Annotated in this window: 19 protein-coding genes; 13 read left to right on the top strand and 6 right to left on the bottom strand. The window is 69.4% G+C overall.

Annotated features, from left to right (window positions below; all coding sequences use genetic code 11):
* Window positions 1-51 precede the first annotated feature (51 nt).
* The 8 genes from DEJ09_RS08070 to DEJ09_RS18470 all read left to right on the top strand — a co-directional run bounded on the left by DEJ09_RS08070 (window position 52) and on the right by DEJ09_RS18470 (window position 6,922).
* Entirely contained in the window at window positions 52-1,599 is a 1,548-nt protein-coding gene (locus DEJ09_RS08070) for a PTS mannitol transporter subunit IICB (RefSeq protein WP_111088145.1), read from the top strand.
* Between the two features lie 88 nt (window positions 1,600-1,687).
* Window positions 1,688-2,125: a PTS sugar transporter subunit IIA gene (locus DEJ09_RS08075; RefSeq protein WP_071244331.1), complete on the top strand. Its 438-nt coding sequence runs from the start codon at window positions 1,688-1,690 to the stop codon at window positions 2,123-2,125.
* Entirely contained in the window at window positions 2,122-3,279 is a 1,158-nt protein-coding gene (locus DEJ09_RS08080; protein WP_111088146.1) for a mannitol-1-phosphate 5-dehydrogenase, read from the top strand. Before DEJ09_RS08075 ends, DEJ09_RS08080 begins: the two co-directional genes overlap by 4 nt.
* A 113-nt stretch (window positions 3,280-3,392) precedes the next feature.
* The gene (locus DEJ09_RS08085) at window positions 3,393-4,325 is read left to right on the top strand and encodes an NADP-dependent oxidoreductase (protein ID WP_111088147.1); all 933 of its coding nucleotides are present in this window, start codon (window positions 3,393-3,395) and stop codon (window positions 4,323-4,325) included.
* Between the two features lie 102 nt (window positions 4,326-4,427).
* On the top strand, window positions 4,428-4,964 hold the full coding sequence (locus DEJ09_RS08090) for a DUF805 domain-containing protein (protein WP_111088148.1): 537 nt from the start codon (window positions 4,428-4,430) through the stop codon (window positions 4,962-4,964).
* An 82-nt stretch (window positions 4,965-5,046) separates the two neighbouring features.
* Window positions 5,047-5,613 (top strand): DUF805 domain-containing protein, encoded by a 567-nt coding sequence (locus tag DEJ09_RS08095; RefSeq protein ID WP_111088149.1) that lies wholly within the window; start codon window positions 5,047-5,049, stop codon window positions 5,611-5,613.
* Window positions 5,610-6,134, top strand: a complete 525-nt coding sequence (locus tag DEJ09_RS08100; RefSeq protein ID WP_111088150.1) for a DUF805 domain-containing protein — start codon at window positions 5,610-5,612, stop codon at window positions 6,132-6,134. The genes DEJ09_RS08095 and DEJ09_RS08100 overlap by 4 nt, the downstream gene beginning before the upstream one ends.
* Window positions 6,131-6,922, top strand: coding sequence for a DUF805 domain-containing protein (locus DEJ09_RS18470; RefSeq protein WP_111088151.1), 792 nt, complete (start codon window positions 6,131-6,133; stop codon window positions 6,920-6,922). The genes DEJ09_RS08100 and DEJ09_RS18470 overlap by 4 nt, the downstream gene beginning before the upstream one ends.
* Window positions 6,923-6,989: 67 nt before the next feature.
* On the opposite strand, the gene DEJ09_RS08110 is transcribed toward DEJ09_RS18470, so the two are convergent.
* From DEJ09_RS08110 to DEJ09_RS08135, 6 genes are all read right to left on the bottom strand, one after another.
* A complete protein-coding gene (locus DEJ09_RS08110; RefSeq protein ID WP_071244287.1) occupies window positions 6,990-7,631 on the bottom strand; it encodes a TNT domain-containing protein in 642 nt (213 codons plus the stop codon).
* 51 nt (window positions 7,632-7,682) lie between these two features.
* On the bottom strand, window positions 7,683-8,456 hold the full coding sequence (locus tag DEJ09_RS08115; protein WP_017888736.1) for a succinate dehydrogenase iron-sulfur subunit: 774 nt from the start codon (window positions 8,454-8,456) through the stop codon (window positions 7,683-7,685).
* Between the two features lies 1 nt (window position 8,457).
* The gene (gene sdhA / locus DEJ09_RS08120) at window positions 8,458-10,251 is read right to left on the bottom strand and encodes a succinate dehydrogenase flavoprotein subunit (RefSeq protein WP_027466445.1); all 1,794 of its coding nucleotides are present in this window, start codon (window positions 10,249-10,251) and stop codon (window positions 8,458-8,460) included.
* Window positions 10,252-10,300: 49 nt separating this feature from the next.
* The gene (gene sdhD / locus DEJ09_RS08125) at window positions 10,301-10,747 is read right to left on the bottom strand and encodes a succinate dehydrogenase, hydrophobic membrane anchor protein (protein ID WP_071406401.1); all 447 of its coding nucleotides are present in this window, start codon (window positions 10,745-10,747) and stop codon (window positions 10,301-10,303) included.
* Between the two features lie 11 nt (window positions 10,748-10,758).
* Window positions 10,759-11,208 carry a succinate dehydrogenase, cytochrome b556 subunit gene (gene sdhC, locus DEJ09_RS08130; RefSeq protein ID WP_017888739.1) on the bottom strand — a complete coding sequence of 150 codons (450 nt, stop codon included), beginning with the start codon at window positions 11,206-11,208 and terminating at the stop codon, window positions 10,759-10,761.
* Between the two features lie 78 nt (window positions 11,209-11,286).
* Window positions 11,287-12,522 carry a glycosyltransferase family 1 protein gene (locus tag DEJ09_RS08135; RefSeq protein ID WP_253183795.1) on the bottom strand — a complete coding sequence of 412 codons (1,236 nt, stop codon included), beginning with the start codon at window positions 12,520-12,522 and terminating at the stop codon, window positions 11,287-11,289.
* Window positions 12,523-12,676: 154 nt separating this feature from the next.
* On the opposite strand from DEJ09_RS08135, the gene DEJ09_RS08140 reads away from it, so the two are divergent.
* The 5 genes from DEJ09_RS08140 (at window position 12,677) to DEJ09_RS08160 (ending at window position 19,396) form a co-directional block, all read left to right on the top strand.
* Complete coding sequence (locus DEJ09_RS08140; protein ID WP_071244281.1) at window positions 12,677-13,792, top strand: mannose-1-phosphate guanylyltransferase; 1,116 nt, start codon at window positions 12,677-12,679, stop codon at window positions 13,790-13,792.
* A gap of 198 nt (window positions 13,793-13,990) precedes the next feature.
* Window positions 13,991-15,055 (top strand): BMP family protein, encoded by a 1,065-nt coding sequence (locus DEJ09_RS08145; RefSeq protein ID WP_027466452.1) that lies wholly within the window; start codon window positions 13,991-13,993, stop codon window positions 15,053-15,055.
* Window positions 15,056-15,222: 167 nt separating this feature from the next.
* Window positions 15,223-16,743, top strand: a complete 1,521-nt coding sequence (locus tag DEJ09_RS08150) for an ABC transporter ATP-binding protein (protein ID WP_111046840.1) — start codon at window positions 15,223-15,225, stop codon at window positions 16,741-16,743.
* Window positions 16,740-18,107, top strand: a complete 1,368-nt coding sequence (locus tag DEJ09_RS08155; RefSeq protein WP_181433308.1) for an ABC transporter permease — start codon at window positions 16,740-16,742, stop codon at window positions 18,105-18,107. Before DEJ09_RS08150 ends, DEJ09_RS08155 begins: the two co-directional genes overlap by 4 nt.
* A complete protein-coding gene (locus tag DEJ09_RS08160; protein ID WP_084741425.1) occupies window positions 18,104-19,396 on the top strand; it encodes an ABC transporter permease in 1,293 nt (430 codons plus the stop codon). The genes DEJ09_RS08155 and DEJ09_RS08160 overlap by 4 nt, the downstream gene beginning before the upstream one ends.
* The last annotated feature ends 12 nt before the right edge of the window (window positions 19,397-19,408 follow it).

Raw genomic sequence — 19,408 nt, forward strand, 5'->3', positions numbered from 1 at the left:
CACCCCTCCGAGCACCACGCAGCAGCTCCACCACACAGAAAGTCACCGCACATGACAACGTCGTCCGTTGCAGCGCCCGACGCACCCGCGAAGTCGCGGGGCGGCGCACGCGTCGCCGTTCAGAAGTTCGGCACGTTCCTCTCCGGCATGGTCATGCCCAACATCGCGATCTTCATCGCGTGGGGCATCATCACGGCCTTCTTCATCCCGGACGGCTGGACGCCCGTCGCGGCGCTCGGCGGTTCCCGCGACGGGAGCGTCGTCGGTGTCGTCGGCCCGATCCTGACGTACCTCATCCCGCTCGCGATCGCGATCCAGGGTGGCCGCATGGTCTACGAGACCCGCGGTGCCGTCGTCGGTTCGATCTTCGCGATGGGTGTCATCCTCGGCTCCGGCACGACGATGATCCTCGGCGCGATGATCTGTGGCCCGCTCGGCGCCTACCTGGTCAAGCAGATGGACCGTCTGTGGGACGGCAAGATCAAGCCGGGCTTCGAGATGCTGGTCAACAACTACTCCGCGGGCATCCTCGGGTTCGGGTTGTTCCTGGCCGGGTTCTTCTGGCTGTCGAAGGTCTTCACCGGTATCGCCGACGCTCTCGGTGTCGCGGTGGAGTTCCTCATCACGCACTCCCTCCTGCCCCTGGCCAGCGTCTTCATCGAGCCGGCCAAGGTGTTCTTCCTGAACAACGCCATCAACCACGGTGTGCTCGACCAGCTCGGCGTCGACCAGGTCAAGGAGTCGGGCAAGTCGATCCTCTTCCTGCTCGAGGCGAACCCCGGCCCGGGCCTCGGCATCCTGCTCGCCTTCTCCTTCTTCGGCATGGGCATCGCCCGTTCGACCGCTCCCGGCGCGATCATCATCCAGTTCTTCGGTGGCATCCACGAGATCTACTTCCCGTACGTGCTGCAGAAGCCGGTCCTGTTCATCGCCGTCATCCTCGGTGGTGGCACCGGCGTGCTGACGAACGTCATCTTCAACTCGGGCCTGACCGCTCCGGCGTCTCCTGGCTCGATCATCGCGGTGCTCGGCAACACGCCCCGTGACAGCTTCGTCGGCGTCATCCTGTCGGTCGTGTTCTCGGCGGCGGTGACGTTCGCGGTCGCGTCGTTCTTCCTCCTCGCCACCCGCAAGCGCGACCGCGCCGCAGGCAACGACGGAGACATGAGCGCCGCCATGGCGAAGCTCCAGGCCAACAAGGGCCGCGACGTCAACTCGGCGACCGCCGGCCTGCTCGGCAACAACTCCCCGGCCAACGAGGAAGAGGCCGAGGCCTCCCTCGGCGGCGTCGGCTCGGCGAGCACGGCGACGGCGACGAAGGTCCAGAACCTGGTCTTCGCCTGCGACGCCGGCATGGGCTCGAGTGCGATGGGCGCCAGCGTCCTGCGCAACAAGATCAAGAAGGCGGGCATCGAAGGGGTCACGGTCTCCAACAAGGCGATCGCGAACCTGTCCGGTGACGAGGACCTGATCATCACGCAGGAAGAACTGACGGACCGCGCGAAGCAGAAGAACCCGAACGCACAGCACGTGTCGGTCGGCAACTTCATGAACGCTCCGCAGTACGACCAGGTCGTCGAGCAGCTGAAGAACCAGTAACGCCACAACCAGTAACGAAGTGCAGTATCGGAGGGGACGGGGCTGACCCGTCCCCTCCATCTCGTCCTCAACACAAGGAGAACCCCCGATGCCCGTCCTGCAGGAGAGCCAGATCCGCATCCACACCGAGGACACCGCGCCGACCAAGTCGGAAGCGATGAAGGAGGCGGCCGAGATCCTCGAGGCTGCGGGCGCGGTCACGGCCGACTACTACCCGGCCATGCTCGAGCGTGAGAAGAGCGTGTCCACCTACATGGGCAACTTCCTCGCCATCCCGCACGGCACCAACGACGCGAAGGACGCCATCAAGTCGTCCGCCCTGTCGTTCATCCGCTACGCCAGCCCGATCGACTGGGACGGCAACCCCGTGCGCTTCGTCGTCGGCATCGCCGGCGTGAACAACGAGCACCTCGACATCCTGTCGAAGATCGCGATCGTGTTCTCCGACGAGGACGAGGTCCAGAAGCTCACCGACGCCGCCGACACCGCCGCGATCCTGTCGATCCTCGGCGAGGTCAACGAGTGAGCACCAGCACCGCCGTCCACTTCGGCGCCGGCAACATCGGCCGCGGCTTCGTCGGGCTCCTGCTCCACGAGGCCGGGTACGAGGTCGTCTTCGCCGACGTCGCCGCCCCGCTCATCGACGCCCTGGCCGCAGCCGACTCGTACACCGTGCACGAGGTCGGGGCCGGCGCCCAGGACCACGAGGTCACGAACTTCCGCGCGCTGAACAGCGCCCAGGACGAGGACGGCGTGGTCGCCGAGATCGCGAAGGCCGCGATCGTCACGTGCGCCGTCGGCCCGAACGTCCTGAAGTTCATCGCCCCGGTCATCGCCCGCGCGCTCGTCGCCCGCGACGCGGACGCCGCACCGATCGCCGTCATGGCGTGCGAGAACGCCCTCAACGCCACGGACCGCCTGCGCGAGTTCATCGTCGCCGCCCTGCCCGAGGACGGCCGCGACGCCGCCCTGGCCAAGGCCGTCTTCGCGAACACCGCCGTCGACCGCATCGTGCCCGCGCAGCCCGAGGGTGGCGGACTCGACGTGACCGTGGAGACCTACTTCGAGTGGGCCATCGACCGCACGCCGTTCGGAGGGAACGAGCCGGAGATCCCCGGCGCGCACTACGTCGACGGCCTCGCCGCCTCGATCGAGCGCAAGCTCTTCACCGTCAACACCGGGCACGCCACCGTCGCGTACCACGGCTTCGTCGCCGGGGCCGACAAGATCTCCGACGCCATCGCGATCCCCGCCGTGCGCTCCGAGCTCGAGTCCGTGCTCGCCGAGACGAGCGACCTGCTCATCCGCCGGCACGAGCTCGACCCCGAGGTGCACCGCGCGTACGTGCAGGCGATCATCGGACGGTTCGAGAACCCGCACCTGCCCGACACGGTGACCCGCGTCGGCCGTCAGCCGCTCCGCAAGCTGTCGCGCGACGAGCGGTTCGTCTCGCCCGCCGCCGCGCTGGCCGAGGACGGCACCGAGCCGACCGCGCTTCTCGACGCGATGGCCGCGGCGCTCCGCTTCGACGTCGCGGACGACGAGCAGAGCGTCGAGCTGCAGGCGCTGTTGGCGTCGGGCGCGTCCAACGCGGAAGTCGCCACGCAGATCACCGGTCTCACCGCGGAGCACCCGCTGCACGCCGCGTTCACCGAGCGGATCCGGTCCGCGCGCGCCTGATGACGTCCGCAAGGGCGGCTTGACGACGTCCGCACGGACGGACGGGAGGCCCGTCACCAGCTGGTGACGGGCCTCCCGTCCGTTCCGGGGTCGCGACGCGTACCGTCGCCCGCATGACGAAGCACTGGGTGGCCCCACGGTTCGGCGGCAGCGAAGTCCTGGAGTCCGTCGACACCGAGGTGCCGGCACCCGGCACCGGCGAGGTCACGATCGCCGTCCGCGCCGCCGGCATGAACCCCGCAGACACCAAGCACACCCGCCAGGGCGACCCCGCGGACCTGCCGATCGCCGTCGGGTACGAGGTCGCCGGCGTCCTGTCCGCCGTCGGCCCCGACACCGAGATCGCGTCCGGTGGGGGAGCGGTCGGCGACGAGGTCCTCGCCTTCCGCGTCAGCGGCGGCTGGGCCGAGTCGGTCACGGTGCCCGCGGCCGACGTCTTCGGGAAGCCCGCTTCGCTCGGCTTCCCGGAGGCCGCCAACCTGCTCCTCGCCGGCTCGACCGCCGCCGACATGCTCCGCGTCACCCGCGCCGAGGGGCGCGACACCGTCCTGGTGCACGGCGCCTCGGGCGCGGTCGGCGTCAGCCTGCTCCAGCAGCTGCGGCTGCTCGGCACCCGCGTCATCGGCACCGCGTCGGAGCGTGGTGCGGACGTCGTGCGACGCTTCGGTGGCGAGTGGGTCGCGTACGGCGACGGCCTGGAGGCTCGTGTCCGTGATCTCGCACCCTCCGGCATCGACGTGGCACTGGACTGCGTCGGAAGCGACGAGGCCGTCGACGTCTCGCTCGCGTTGGTCGCGGACCGGTCACGGATCGTGACGATCGCCGCGCAGGCGCGGGCCGCATCGGACGGGATCGCCGCGGTGGGCGGCGCGCAGCCGGCCAGCAAGGCGTTCCGGGACTCGGTGCGGCAGCGGCTCATCGACCTGGCTGGTGCCGGACAGCTCGAGGTGCCGGTGGCGCGGACCTTCCCGCTGGCGGAGGCGAAGGCGGCGGCGGAGCTGCTGGAGTCCGGGCACCCCGGGGGCAAGCTCGCGCTCCTGCCCTGACAGCATCGTCGGACAGGAGTCGTTCCCGCGGATGACGCTCGCCGGCTCGGGGGAGTGCCACACTCTGTGTGGACCGACAGCCGCGCCGGAAGGAACCGACCGATGAGCGACCAGTACCCACCGCGGGACCCATACGGGCAACAGCAGGGCCCGTACGGCCAGCAGCCGTGGGGGCAGCAGCCTCCGGGGCAGTACGGGCAGCCCGGTCCGGGTCGGCCGAGTGGTGGGAGGTCCGAGCCGCCGCTCTGGGCACCCTGGTACGGCATCCCCTTCCCCCAGGCGTTCCTGCGGTTCTGGAAGAAGTACGTGCGCTTCGACGGTCGGGCCAGCCAGTCGGAGTACTGGTTCTGGGCGCTCTGGTACCTCATCGGTTCGGCTGCCGCCGGCATCATCGGGAGCGGGTTCGACGTGCTGCCGTTCGTCGACGACGGCTCAGACGGACTCGGCAGTCTCTGGAGCCTGGCCTGCGCACTCGGGTTCATCGCGTTGACCGTGCGACGGCTGCACGACGTCAACCTCAGCGGCCTGCTCGCCCTGTTGTTCATCATCCCGCCGATCGGCATCCTGTTCTCGTTGATCATCGGCCTGATGTCGTCGAACCCGCAGGGGCAGCAGTACGACCGTCCGCTGCAGGGGTGACGCGCGGTACCGGTTCTGACCGCCGCTCAGGAGTTCTGGTTGACTCGACCGTGAACATCAGCCAACACTCGAGGGGGACCACGTGAGCGACCAGTACCCGCAGGATCCGAACAACCAGCCGAACGCCCAGTTCGGTGGCGCACCGCAGTACGGCCAGCAGCCGCCAACCGGACCGAACGGCGAACCACCGCTCTGGGCACCGTGGTACGGGATCTCGTTCGGCAAGGCCGTCGGCCGCTTCTTCAAGAAGTACGCCACGTTCAGCGGTCGTGCCAGCCGGAGCGAGTTCTGGTGGTGGTACCTCGCCAACGCGATCGTCGGCATCGTCCTCGGCATCCTGTACGCCATCGGTTTCGCGACCTCCGAGCGCTCGACCGTGTCGATGTCGTCCTCGACGTCGACCAGCGTCCAGTCCACCGTCACCGAGCCGTCCGCGCTCTTCGTCATCTCGGGCATCCTGTTCCTGCTCTGGGGACTCGCGATCATCATCCCGACGCTCGCCCTCGGCTGGCGCCGACTGCACGACGCGAACCTCCCCGGTGCGCTGTGGATCATCGCGATCTTCGTCGGCATCGTCGGCATCGTCTTCGGCCTGCTGCCCTCGAACCCGCAGGGCGCGCGCTTCGACCGTCCGCAGGGCGCCCGATGACCGAGAGCACGCAGCAGTGGGCGCCCCCGCAGCAGCCCGGTCAGCAGACCGACGCCGCGGGGACGCAGCCGCGATGGGCCCCGTGGTACGGGATCTCGTTCCCGAAGGCAGTTGCGCGCTTCTTCGCGAAGTACGCCACGTTCAGCGGCCGTGCGAGCCGGAGTGAGTTCTGGTGGTGGTTCCTGGCGAACGCGATCGTCACCGGGGCACTCGTCACCATCGGGACGGTCATCCGCCTCACCACGCTCAACAGCCGGACCGTCGACTACTACGGCAACGAGATCACCGTCGTCGACCCGGTCCCGCCGGTCTTCTGGGTCGTGCTCGTCCTGCTGGGTCTCTGGGGTGTTGCGACCCTCGTGCCGTCGCTCGCCCTCGGCTGGCGGCGCCTGCACGACGCGAACCTCTCCGGGGCACTCTGGATCATCGCGCTGTTCATCGGCGTCGCCGGCATCGTCTTCGGGCTGCTGCCGTCGAACCCGCAGGGCGCGCGGTACGACCGGCCCGGGGTCGGTCGATGAGCAACGACGGGACGCCGCAGTGGGGTCAGCCGGGTGGCGGTCAGCCTCAGGGGCAGCCGGGCTCCGGCGACCAGCCTGCTCACGGGCAGCCGGGCTCCGTCGGGCAGCCCGGGTACGGGCAGCAGTCGGGTTACGGGCAGCAGTCGGGTTACGGGCAGCAGTCGGGTTACGGGCAGCAGCCTGGTTACGGGCAGCAGCCTGGCTACGGGCAGCAGCCTGGCTACGGGCAGCAGCCCGGCTACGGACAGCAGCCGTACCAGCAGTACGCCCAGCCGTACGTTGGTGGGTACCCGCAGCTGGCGGAGCCGATACCGGTCGGCCCGGATGGCGTTCCGCCGCTGTGGGCCCCTTGGTACGGCATCGGGTTCCTCGACGCCTTCCTCCGGTTCTTCAAGAAGTACGCCCGCTTCGACGGCCGTGCCGGTCGCAGTGAGTACTGGTACTGGTTCCTGGCCAACGCCATCGTCACGATCGTGCTCTACGGGGGCTTCATCGCCCTGCTGATCGCCACCAGCCCGTCCACCACCGTCGTGGACGACTACGGGTACTCGCGCGACGTGTCGGGGGCGCCTTCGCCGTTCGCCTTCGTGCTGCTCGGGCTCTTCGGGCTGTGGTGGCTCGCCACCCTCGTGCCGAACCTGGCACTCGCGTGGCGCCGCCTCCACGACGCGAACCTGCCGGGCCCGCTCTGGCTCGTGTCGCTCATCGCGAGCCCCGCAGCCATCGTGTTCGGCTGCCTGCCGTCGAACCCGGCCGGTGCGCGGTACGACCGCCCCGACCTGCGGTAGCTCCACGAACGAGAACAGCCCGCCCCACGCATCGTGCGCGGGGCGGGCTGTTCGTGTATCGGTGGGCTCAGACGACCCGGAGGCGGACGAGCGCGCCGTCGACCACCAGGTCACGCACGGTGGCCGACGGGTCGGCGATCTGGAAGCGCAGGGCGCCGCCCGGCTGCTCGAACCAGGGCTGGACGAAGCGGACGTTCACCAGGAACGGCCGGTCGACGACGTACCGGTGGGTCTCCGGCGAGGAGGTCACGTGCGGGGGCAGTGACCGGCTGGGCAGCGGGGTGTCGAGCGGGTGCAGCAGGTAGCCGTCCGGGCCACCGATGCGGTCGACGGGGACACCGGCCGGGATCTGGATGGTCAGCCCCTGCTCGCCGGCCTGCGCGACCTGCTGCGCGAGCTGCGGGTAGGTCGACGCCGCACGGTCGCGGAGCCCCTCGAGCTCATGACGGGGGATGTCGCGCGGCTCCGGGAACGGACGGTTCAGGAAGCGGCGCAGCATCTCGACCGCGTCGTCCTCGCCCGTGGCCTGCGCGAGACGACGAGCCGTGCCGTAGTCGACCACCTCGAGTGCGTAGCCGGAGGCGTCGGTCTGGACGATGCGGAGCGCCCCCTCGACCGGCGGTTCGTGCAGGGTCTCGCCGGGGAGCTGCACGTACCGGGTCGTGTAGCCGAGCTGGTCGAGGATGGGGCGGGTGTCCGCGAACGTCATGGTCGGGAGCCTATCGGTCGACGTGGTGCTGGGCCTTGGACGGAGCCGGGACTACGCGCGGCCGCGCATGATCGCCTGCTTGACCTCGGAGATCGCCTTCGTCACCTGGATGCCACGGGGGCACGCGTCGGTGCAGTTGAAGGTCGTGCGGCAGCGCCAGACGCCTTCCTTGTCGTTGAGGATGTCGAGACGGACGTTCGCGGCGTCGTCGCGGGAGTCGAAGATGAACCGGTGTGCGTTCACGATCGCGGCGGGGCCGAAGTACTGCCCGTCGGTCCAGAACACCGGGCAGGACGACGTGCACGCGGCGCAGAGGATGCACTTCGTGGTGTCGTCGAAGCGGGCGCGGTCGGCGACGGACTGCACACGCTCCTTGCCGGGCGTCGGGGCTGACGAGGACTGCAGGAACGGCTGCACCTCGCGGTAGCTCTGGAAGAAGGGCTCCATGTCGACGACGAGGTCCTTCTCGAGCGGCAGGCCCTTGATCGCCTCGACGTAGATCGGCTTCGAGACGTCGAGGTCCTTGATCAGGGTCTTGCACGCCAGGCGGTTGCGACCGTTGATGCGCATCGCGTCGGAACCACACACGCCGTGCGCGCACGAGCGGCGGAAGGTCAGGGACCCGTCCTGCTCCCACTTGATCTTGTGCAGGGCGTCGAGGATGCGGTCGGTCGGCAGCATCATGACGTCGAAGTCCTGCCAGCGCGGCTCGTCGTCGACGTCGGGGTCGAAGCGACGGACGATGACCGTGACGGAGAAGGATCCGGGAGGGGCGTCCTGCACGGTGTCGGTGCGGGGTGCTTCGGAGACCAGGGTGTCGGTCATCTCAGTACTTCCTCTCCATCGGCTGGTACCGCGTGATGACGACGGGCTTCCAGTCGAGTGTGATGTGGTCGTCGGCGAGTGACGAGTGCGGGTCGCCCGTCAGGTACGCCATGGTGTGCTGCATGTAGTTCTCGTCGTCGCGCTTCGGGTAGTCGTCGCGCATGTGGCCGCCGCGGCTCTCCTTGCGGTTGCGCGCGGAGTAGACGACGACCTCGGCCAGGTCGAGCAGGAACCCGAGCTCGACGGCCTCGAGCAGGTCGGTGTTGAACCGCTTGCCCTTGTCCTGCACGGAGACCTGCATGAAGCGGTTGCGGAGCGTGTGCAGCGTCTCGGTGACGCGGGCGAGCGACTCGTCCGTGCGGAACACCTGGGCGTTCTTGTCCATCTCCTCCTGCAGTTCCTTGCGGAGGGCGGAGACGCGCTCGGTGCCGGTCGAGGCACGGAGCTGGTCGAGCATGCCGCGGACGCCGGCCGCCGGGTCTTCCGGCAGGGGGAGGAACTCGGCGGTCTGGACCCACTCGGCGGCGTTGTTGCCCGAGCGCTTGCCGAAGACGTTGATGTCGAGCAGCGAGTTGGTGCCGAGGCGGTTGGAGCCGTGCACGGAGACGCAGGCGCACTCGCCGGCGGCGTACAGGCCGGGGACGACGGTGGTGTTGTCGTACAGGACCTCGGCCTTGACGTTCGTCGGGATCCCGCCCATCGCGTAGTGCGCGGTCGGCATGACGGGCACCGGCTCGACGACCGGGTCGACGCCGAGGTACGTGCGGGCGAACTCGGTGATGTCCGGCAGCTTCGTCTCGAGGACCTCGGCTCCCAGGTGCGTGCAGTCGAGCAGCACGTAGTCCTTGTTCGGTCCGGCGCCGCGACCTTCGGCCACTTCCTGCACCATGCAGCGCGCGACGATGTCACGCGGTGCGAGGTCCTTGATGGTGGGGGCGTACCGCTCCATGAAGCGCTCACCCGAGGCGTTCCGGAGGATCGCGCCCTCGCCGCGGGCGCCCTCGGTCAGCAGGATGCCGAGCCCGGCGAGTCCGGTCGGGTGGAACTGGAAGAACTCCATGTCCTCGAGCGGCAGGCCCTTGCGCCACACGATGCCGACGCCGTCGCCGGTCAGGGTGTGCGCGTTCGAGGTGGTCTTGTACATCTTGCCGAAGCCGCCGGTCGCGAAGATCATCGCCTTGGCGTGGAAGACGTGCAGCTCACCGGTCGCGAGCTCGAACGCGACGACGCCGGCCGGCTGCTGGCGGGTGACACCGTCGTCACCGACGACGTCGACCATGATGAGGTCGAGCGCGTAGAACTCGTTGTAGAACTCGACGCCGAGCTTCACGCAGTTCTGGAACAGCGTCTGCAGGATCATGTGCCCGGTGCGGTCTGCTGCGTAGCAGGCCCGGCGGACCGGGGACTTGCCGTGGTCGCGGGTGTGCCCACCGAAACGGCGCTGGTCGATCTTGCCCTCGGGCGTGCGGTTGAACGGCAGGCCCATGTTCTCGAGGTCGATGACGGCGTCGATCGCCTCTTTCGCGAGGATCTCGGCGGCGTCCTGGTCGACCAGGTAGTCGCCGCCCTTGATCGTGTCGAAGGTGTGCCACTCCCACGAGTCCTCTTCGACGTTCGCGAGGGCCGCGGCCATCCCGCCCTGCGCCGCACCGGTGTGCGACCGGGTGGGGTAGAGCTTCGAGATGACGGCCGTCTTCGCCTTCGGGCCGGCTTCGATCGCGGCTCGCATGCCCGCGCCTCCGGCGCCGATGATGACGATGTCGAACTGGTGGTGGTGGACGGTGGTCTCGGTCACAGGGGTCTTTCCGTAGACGGTGGGAACGCGGGCAGCAACGGTGGTGGTGCTACTGCGCCGGGCAGAAGGACGGCAGGTCGGCGGCAGCGGCGCCGGCGGGGCACGGGTCGAAGGTCCAGCAGACGAGGAGCCCGAGGACGATCAGCACGACGCAGGCGGCCAGGATCGCGACGAGGAGCGTCTTGCGGATGCCCGGCTTCGACACGTAGTCGTTGACGATCGTGCGCATGCCGTTCGAGCCGTGGATGAGCGCGAGGACCAGCATGAGCGAGTCCCAGACCTTCCAGAAGGGGTTGGCCCACTTGCCGGCGACGAAGGCGAAGTCGATCTGCTTGACGCCCTCGCCGGCCACCATGTTGACGAAGAGGTGGCCGAAGATCAGCACGACGAGCAGCACGCCCGAGGCGCGCATGTAGATCCAGCCCCACTTCTCCCAGTTGGTGGTGCTGCGGGCGGCCGCGGCCGAGCGGGGAGGTTCGACGATCTGCGTGGTCATCTTCGTGCCCCTCAGTTGAAGTCCGCGACGAGGTTCATGAGCTGGCGGGGCAGGAAGCCCGCGATCGCCACCGCCCACAGGACCATGACGATCCAGAACATGGCCCGCTGGTACTTCGGGCCCTTCGACCAGAAGTCGATCAGGATGATCCGCAGGCCGTTGAAGGCGTGGAACACGATGGCCATGACGAGCGCGATCTCGCCGAGGTTCATGATCGGGGTCTTGTACGTGCCGATGACCGCGTTGTACGCCTCGGGTGAGAGCCGCACGAGCGCCGTGTCGAGGATGTGCACGAGCAGGAAGAAGTAGATCGCGACACCGGTGATGCGGTGGAGGACCCACGACCACATCCCGATCGAACCGCGGTAGAGCGTGCCCTGTGGCGTCCGAGAAGCCCGTGGGGCTTCAATCGAGACGTCGGGCACCGCGGTCGCCGTACCCCCGCCGGTGTGCTCAGCCATGAGCTCGTCCTTCCATAGGACGGGCTCGCCCGATCGGCGAGCCCTTGCCGTTCGTGTTCGTGTGGAACACGACCCATCCTATGCGCGGGCGCTGACCTTCTCGTCCCGACCTGCCCGGAGGCCCCGTCCGACGGGCGGCGCGCCGATGGTGCGGGCCGTGTCGTGGTGGTCGAGGAGCTGGTCGCCGACGGCCTCCCAGGTGGTGCCCTCGACCCGGAGCCGACCGGCGGAACCCATCCGCTCCGCCAGCGCGCGGTCGTGGTGCAGTCGCAGGACCGCGTGCCGCAGGGCCTGCGGCGCACCGGCGTCGTAGAGCTCGCCGTCGAGCCCCGGGGCGACCAGGTCGAGCGGGCCGCCGGACGCCGGTGCGATCACGGGCAGGCCGGAGGCGTGGGCCTCCTGCAGGGTCTGCCCGAATGTCTCGGCCGGACCGGTGTGCACGAACAGGTCGAGCGACGCGTACGCGTCGGCGAGTGCGTCGCCGCGCAGGGGGCCGGTGAAGGTGACGTCGAGGTGCCGGAGCCGCCGTTCGAGCATCGCCCGCGACGGACCCCCTCCGGCCACGACGACCCGGATGCCGGGGACGCCGCCGAGTTCGGCGAGCCGCTCGACCTCCTTCTCCGGGGCCAGGCGTCCGACGTACCCGACGATGGTCTCGCCGTTCGGGGCCAGGCGGCGTCGGAGTGCCCGCACGTGCCCGGTCGACCGGCGTGCGGGGTGGAACAGCTCGGTGTCGACGCCGCGACCCCAGCGGGCGACGCGGGGCACGCCCTCCTCGGCGAGCATCGCGGCCGTCGCGCTCGACGGGGCGAGCGTCAGCGAGGCGCCGGCGTGGATGCGTCCGAGGATCTTCCGGACCAACGGGACGGTCGCGGTCAGGCCGTTGCGGCGGGCGAACCCGGCCACGTCGGTCTGGAAGACGGCGACGGAGGGGATGCCGAGCCTCCCGGCTGCCGTGATCGCGCGCCCACCCAGCAGGAACGGACTGGCGGCGTGGAGCACGTCGGCGCCGGAGGCGGCGAGGATCGTGTCGAGCACCGGGTGGGGGAGTGCCACCGGGAACTGGCGGTAGGCGACGGCGGGGATGCGGTGGACGTCGAAGGAGCGGTAGCGCTCGACGGCGCTGCGCGACCGGAACTGCGCCAGGCCGGGGGTGTCCGGGGCGATCACGACCGCGCGGTGACCCCGTCGTTCCAGGTGGTCGAGGACCGCCAGGACACTGGTGGTCACGCCGTTGAGGGTGGGCAGGAAGCTCTCGGTCACGACGGCGACGGTCCGGGGGGACGTGCCGCGCTCCACGCTGCGTGCGCTCATGGTGCTGCCCATGCTCCGGGCGTGACGTGACCCGGCGGGGCCGACGACGTGAACGGGACGCGCGCGCCGGGTGAACAACGCTGCGGGAGCCCGCATGCGGGAATCGTGCGGAGACCACCCAGGATCCGCCCGGTGGGACCGGTACGGTGAGCGCGTGGCTGACGCTCTCGAAGACTTCTACGCGATCATCCCCGCAGGGGGCATCGGATCGCGCCTGTGGCCGCTGTCGCGCGCGGACGCACCCAAGTTCCTGCACGACCTGACGGGATCCGGCACCTCGCTGCTGCGGCAGACCTGGGACCGCCTGGCGCCGCTCGCCGGCGACCAGCGGATCATGGTCGTCACCGGCCGTGCGCACCGGGTCGCGGTGGAGTCGCAGCTGCCCGGCGTCGAGGACCACAACGTGGTGCTCGAGAGCGAACCGAAGGACTCCACGGCGGCCATCGGCCTGGCCGCGGCGATCCTGGTGCGCCGCGAGCCCGACGTCGTCATCGGCTCGTTCGCCGCCGACCACGTCATCGGTGACGCCCGCGGGTTCCGTCGTTCGGTGCGCGAAGCCGTCGCCGTCGCCCGCGCCGGCTACGTCACCACCATCGGCATCACCCCGACGGAACCCGCGATCGGCTTCGGCTACATCAACGCCGACACCGCCGCGCTCGACATCGAGGGTGCCCCGACCGCACACGCGGTGAAGTCCTTCGTCGAGAAGCCGGACCTCGACACCGCCCGCTCGTACGTCGAGCAGGGCAACTACCTCTGGAACGCCGGCATGTTCATCGCGCGCGCCGACGTGCTGCTCGCCGAGATCGGCCGGACGAAGCCCGAGCTGCTCGCGGGCATCAACGAACTCGCCGACGCGTGGGACACCTCGGCCCGCGGCGCCGTCGTCGATGCCGTCTGGCCGATGCTCGAGAAGATCGCGATCGACTACACGGTCGCCGAGCCCGCCGCCGCTGCCGGACGCATGGCGGTCGTCCCCGGTGACTTCGACTGGGACGACGTGGGCGACTTCGCCTCCCTCGCCAAGCTGCAGTCCGGCGGCCGGCCGAACAACCTCGCGGTGCTCGGGGACGGTGCCCGCATCCTGGCGGACTCGTCGAGCGGCATCGTGATCTCGCACAGCCAGCGGCTCATCTCGCTCATCGGCGTCGAGGACATCGTCGTCGTGGACACCCCGGACGCGCTGCTCGTCACCACCAGTGCGAACGCGCAGCGGGTCAAGGGCGTCGTGGATGCCCTGAAGATCAGCGGCCGCGGCGACGTCCTGTAGCGCTCCATCGACAAACCCCTCGAACTGGGGGTGAATGAATGGCCCCGCGTTACGGGCGCGTTTCGGCGGGGTCGCGATCCCGTAACCGATCCGCAGGACCCCCGCAACGGGTCCTGTACCGACCCGACGGTCGTGTACTGTCGCCACGATCGCCCGGAACGCACGTGGTCCGGGCACGCTCCCCGGAGGAACCAACCCGTGACATCTCGTACCCGACAGGTCGTCCTCAGCGGCCTCGCGCTCGCCGGCACCGTCGCCGTCCTGGCCGGCTGCGCCTCGGCGCCGTCCACCACCGACTCGGCGAAGAAGACCGACTTCCGCCCCTGCATGGTCTCCGACGCCGGTGGGTTCGACGACAAGTCGTTCAACCAGCTCGGCTACGAGGGCATGAAGGACGCCGCCAAGGACCTCGGTGCCACCTACAAGGAGGCCGAGTCGAAGGACGCCACCGTCTACGACTCGAACATCGAGCAGCTCATCGGCCAGAACTGCAACCTCGTCGTGACCGTCGGCTTCAACCTGGCCGACGCCACGAAGAAGCAGGCCGCTGCGAACCCCGACACCGACTTCGCGATCATCGACGACAACTCGATCGACGCGAAGAACGTCAAGCCGATCACGTTCGACACCTCGCAGGCGGCGTTCCTCGCCGGCTACGCGGCGGCGTCCTACTCGAAGACCGGCGTCGTCGGCACCTTCGGTGGCATGCAGATCCCGACCGTCACCATCTTCATGGACGGCTTCGCGGACGGCGTGAAGTACTACAACGAGCAGAAGGACAAGGACGTCAAGGTCGTCGGCTGGAACGTCGACACCGGCAAGGGCTCCTTCACCGGTGGCTTCGAGGCCGGCACGCAGGCCAAGTCGGTCGCGCAGACGCTCCTCGACCAGGACGCCGACGTGATCCTCCCCGTCGGTGGCCCGATCTACCAGTCCGCTGCCGAGGCCATCAAGGACGCCGACAACGGCTCCGTCCTGATCGGTGCGGACAGCGACCTCTACGAGGCCGACCCCCGCTACAAGGACATCGCCTTCACCTCGGTCGAGAAGGGCATGCGCCCGGCCGTGAAGGACGTCGTCGAGCAGGCGGCTGACGACAAGTTCTCGAAGGACCCGTACGTGGGCACCCTCGAGAACGACGGCGTCGGCATCGCGCCGTTCCACGACTTCGAGTCCAAGGTCGACAAGGGCCTGCAGGGCGAGCTCGACGACGTGAAGGCCGGCATCATCGACGGCTCGATCAAGGTCAAGACCCAGTCCTGACCCGATGAACGCGGGCGGGGGAGCATCCCTCGCCCGCGTTCTCGTGCGCCCGGGTGGCGCACACCACATCGTGCGCCCGGCGGCGCACACCACATCGTGCATCCGCGGGCTGCACGCGACACCGTGCGCCCGCGTGGCGCGCGCGAGACAGAAATAGACTCCCGAACATGAAGCTCGAACTCCGCGGCATCACCAAGCGGTTCGGCGCCCTGGTCGCCAACGACCACATCTCGCTCACCGTCGAGCCGGGTGAGGTCCACTGCCTCCTGGGTGAGAACGGCGCCGGCAAGTCCACCCTGATGAACGTCCTGTACGGCCTGTACGACGCCGACGAGGGCGAGATCCTGCTCGACGACGTGGTGCAGGACTTCGACGGCCCCGGTGACGCCATGCGCGCCGGCATCGGCATGGTGCACCAGCACTTCATGCTCGTGCCCGTGTTCACCGTCGCCGAGAACGTCATGCTGGGGCAGGAGCAGACCACCTTCGGCGGGCGGCTCGACCTGGCCGGTGCCCGCAAGCGCGTGCAGGAGATCTCCGACCGCTTCGGGTTCGACGTCGACCCCGACGCCAAGGTCGAGGACCTGCCCGTCGGTGTGCAGCAGCGCGTCGAGATCATCAAGGCGCTGTCCCGCGACGCCTCCGTGCTGGTGTTCGACGAGCCGACGGCCGTCCTCACCCCGCAGGAGACCGACGAGCTGATGGGCATCATGCGCCAGCTCCGCGAAGCCGGCACCGCGATCGTCTTCATCACCCACAAGCTCCGCGAGGTGCGCGAGGTCGCCGACCGCATCACGGTGATCCGCCTCGGCAAGGTCGTCGGCGAGGCATCGCCGACCGCCACGAACAACGAGTTGGCCGCGCTGATGGTCGGCCGTGCCGTCTCGCTCGTGGTCGACAAGGCTCCCGCGACCGGTGGCGCGGACGCCCTGGTCGTCGAGAACCTGACCGTGACCGACCCGTCCGGCATCGTGCTCGTCGACGACGTCTCCTTCACGGTGCGCCGCGGCGAGGTCCTGGCGATCGCCGGGGTGCAGGGCAACGGGCAGACCGAGCTCACCGAGGCGATCATCGGCCTCGAGCCCGCCCACGCCGGCCGCATCACCCTCGACGGCAAGGAACTCACCGGGCGGAGCGTCAAGCAGGTGCTCGACGCGGGCGTCGGCTTCGTCCCCGAGGACCGCAAGGAGGACGGCCTGGTCGGTGAGTTCACGATCGCCGAGAACCTGATGCTGGACCGGGCCGACCACGCCGAGTTCGTCCGCGCCGGCACGATCCGCTCGGCCGAGCGTGACGCCTTCGCCGACGAGAAGATCGCCGAGTTCGACATCCGGACGCCGGGTCGCACCACCGCGGCCGGTCGGCTGTCCGGTGGCAACCAGCAGAAGATCGTCCTGGCGCGCGAACTGAGCCGCGAGCTGCGGCTGTTCGTCGCCGCGCAGCCCACCCGCGGCATCGACGTCGGCTCGATCGAGTTCGTCCACAAGCGCATCGTCGCCACCCGCGACACCGGTGTGCCGGTCATCGTCGTCTCCACCGAGCTCGACGAGGTCGTGGCCCTGGCCGACCGGATCGCCGTGATGTACCGCGGCGGCATCGTCGGCATCGTCCCCGCGACCACCCCCCGCGACGTCCTCGGCCTCATGATGGCCGGGGAACTCCCCGAAGGAACGGAGCTGGCCGCGTGACCGCGCAGGAACCAGACAACACGCAGCAGCCGACCCCGGCTGCGCACGGCACCGCGGACGCCCCGCTCACCGACGACCGTCTGCAGGAGGTCGAGTCGACCCCGCACCTGATGACGGACTCGGCGGAGGACACCGAGCGCCGCAACGGTGCCGGTGGCGACCGCTGGCACGCCGCCCTGCAGGGGATCCTGAACGGCTCCGTGCTCGTCACGGTGCTCGCCGTCGTCCTCGCGCTGGTCGCGTGCGGCATCCTCATCGCGGTGACGGACGAGAACGTCCGTGCCACGGCCGGCTACTTCTTCGCCCGCCCCACCGACATGCTCCAGGCGATCGGCACCGCGGTCGGCGGCGCCTACGCCTCGCTGTTCCAGGGCTCGGTGTTCAACTTCGGCGCGGACTCCTTCCAGCAGGCGATCGGGCCGCTCACGCGCTCCGTCGACTACTCGGTGCCGCTCATCGCCGCCGGGCTCGGGATCGCGCTGTCCTTCCGCGCCGGACTGTTCAACATCGGCGGCCAGGGCCAGATCCTGATGGGGGCCGCTGCCGCCGGGTGGGTCGGGTTCTCGTTCGACGGGCCCGCCGCGATCCACATCCCGCTCACGATCCTCGCCGGCATCGTCGGCGGCGCGGTCTGGGGCGGCATCGTCGGGGTGCTCAAGGCCCGGACGGGTGCGAACGAGGTGGTCGTCACGATCATGCTCAACTACGTCGCGCTCTACCTGGTCAGCTACCTGCTCCGCACCCCGGGCCTGCTGCAGGCCCCGGGCAGCAGCAACCCGATCTCGCCCGCCACGAAGGACAGCGCGCTCCTGCCGCAGCTCTTCGGTGTGCGGTACGGCGTGGACCTCGGGTTCATCGTCGCGATCATCGCGGTCGTCGTCGTCTGGTGGCTCGTCAACAAGTCGTCGCTCGGCTTCCGGTTCCGCACCATCGGTGAGAACCCCCGTGCCGCCCGTGTGGCCGGCATGAGCGTCCCGTCGCTGACCATCTGGGTCATGGTCATCTCCGGTGCACTGGTCGGCATCGCCGGTGCCTACCAGGTGCAGGGCGCCGTCACCACGGGCTTCACCTCGGGCATCGACGCCGGCATCGGCTTCGACGCCATCACCGTGGCCCTGCTCGGCCGTTCGAAGCCGTGGGGCGTGTTCTGGGCGGCGATCCTGTTCGGCGTCCTGAAGAACGGTGGCTACGCCATGCAGGCCGCCAACGGCATCCCGATCGACATCGTCGGCGTCATCCAGGCACTCATCGTCCTCTTCATCGCGGCGCCGCCGCTCGTCCGCGCGATCTTCCGGATCCCGCAGCCGGGTGCACGCAAGCGCACGAAGACGAGCAAGAACAGCAAGAAGGCGGTCGCCGCATGAGCACCCTCAGCCCCACCGCGGCCGCGCCGCGCATGCCCCTGGACGACCGCCCGGTCGAGACGACCCGCAGCTGGAAGCTCCCGATCGGGTACGGCGTGTTCACGCTGCTCGCGCTCGTGCTGTTCGGCTTCGGACACCGTCCCGGAACGGCGACGCTCCGCCTGGCCTCGAAGGGCGACTTCTTCGCGCTGCCGAACCTCCCGCTGCCGGCGACGGCCACCGGGATCGTCGTCACCGTGCTGCTCGCGCTCGCCACGGTGTACGCGATCGTCGAGACCCGTGCCTCCCGTCGTGTGCCGCTCTGGGTGACATCGGTGTTCGCGATCGTCTTCGTGGTCGGTTTCCTCGCATGGGCGGTCGCCGGCGACTCGATCACCATCCCCGGCATGCTCTTCGGTGCGCTCGGCCTCGCGGTCCCGCTCGTCTTCGGTGCACTCGGCGGCGTCATCTCCGAGCGGGTCGGCGTGGTGAACATCGCGATCGAGGGTCAGTTCCTCGCCGGTGCGTTCACCTCGGCGCTCATCGCCTCGCTCACCGGGTCGCCCTGGGTCGGCCTCGTCGGTGCCCTCGTCGCGGGTGTGCTCGTGTCGTTCGTCCTCGCGGCGTTCAGCATCAAGTACCTGGTCGACCAGGTCATCGTCGGTGTCGTCATCAACGCCTTCATCTCGGGCCTGACCGGCTTCCTGTACTCGCAGGTGCTGTCCCCGAACCAGCAGACGCTCAACATCGGCATCCGGTTCCCGAAGTTCGAGGTCCCGGTGCTCCACCAGATCCCGATCATCGGACCGATCTTCTTCGAGCAGTCGGTCGTCGTCTACCTGGCCTACGTCGCCGTCGCGGTCGTCACCTTCGGCCTGTTCAAGACCCGTTGGGGTCTGCGACTCCGCGCCGTCGGCGAGCACCCGCAGGCCGCCGACACGGTGGGCATCAACGTCACGAGCACCCGGTTCTGGAACGTCTCCCTCGCCGGTGCGATCGCGGGCCTCGGCGGTGCGTACTTCACGCTCGACGCCACCGGCGGGTTCACGAAGGACATGACCGCGGGCGCGGGCTACATCGCCCTGGCCGCCGTCATCTTCGGCCGCTGGGACCCGATCAAGGCCACGCTCGCCGCCCTGCTGTTCGGCTTCGCGTCGAACCTGCAGAACACGCTCAGCGCGGTCGGCTCGCCCGTGCCGAGCGAGTTCCTGCTGATGCTGCCGTACGTGGTGACGATCTTCGCCGTGGCCGGCCTGGTCGGGCAGTCGCGCGGCCCCGCCGCGTCCGGCAAGCCCTACATCAAGAGCTGACGGCCTGGAGGC

This window comes from Curtobacterium sp. MCLR17_055 (assembly GCF_003234305.1).
GTDB classification, from domain to species: Bacteria; Actinomycetota; Actinomycetes; order Actinomycetales; family Microbacteriaceae; genus Curtobacterium; species Curtobacterium flaccumfaciens.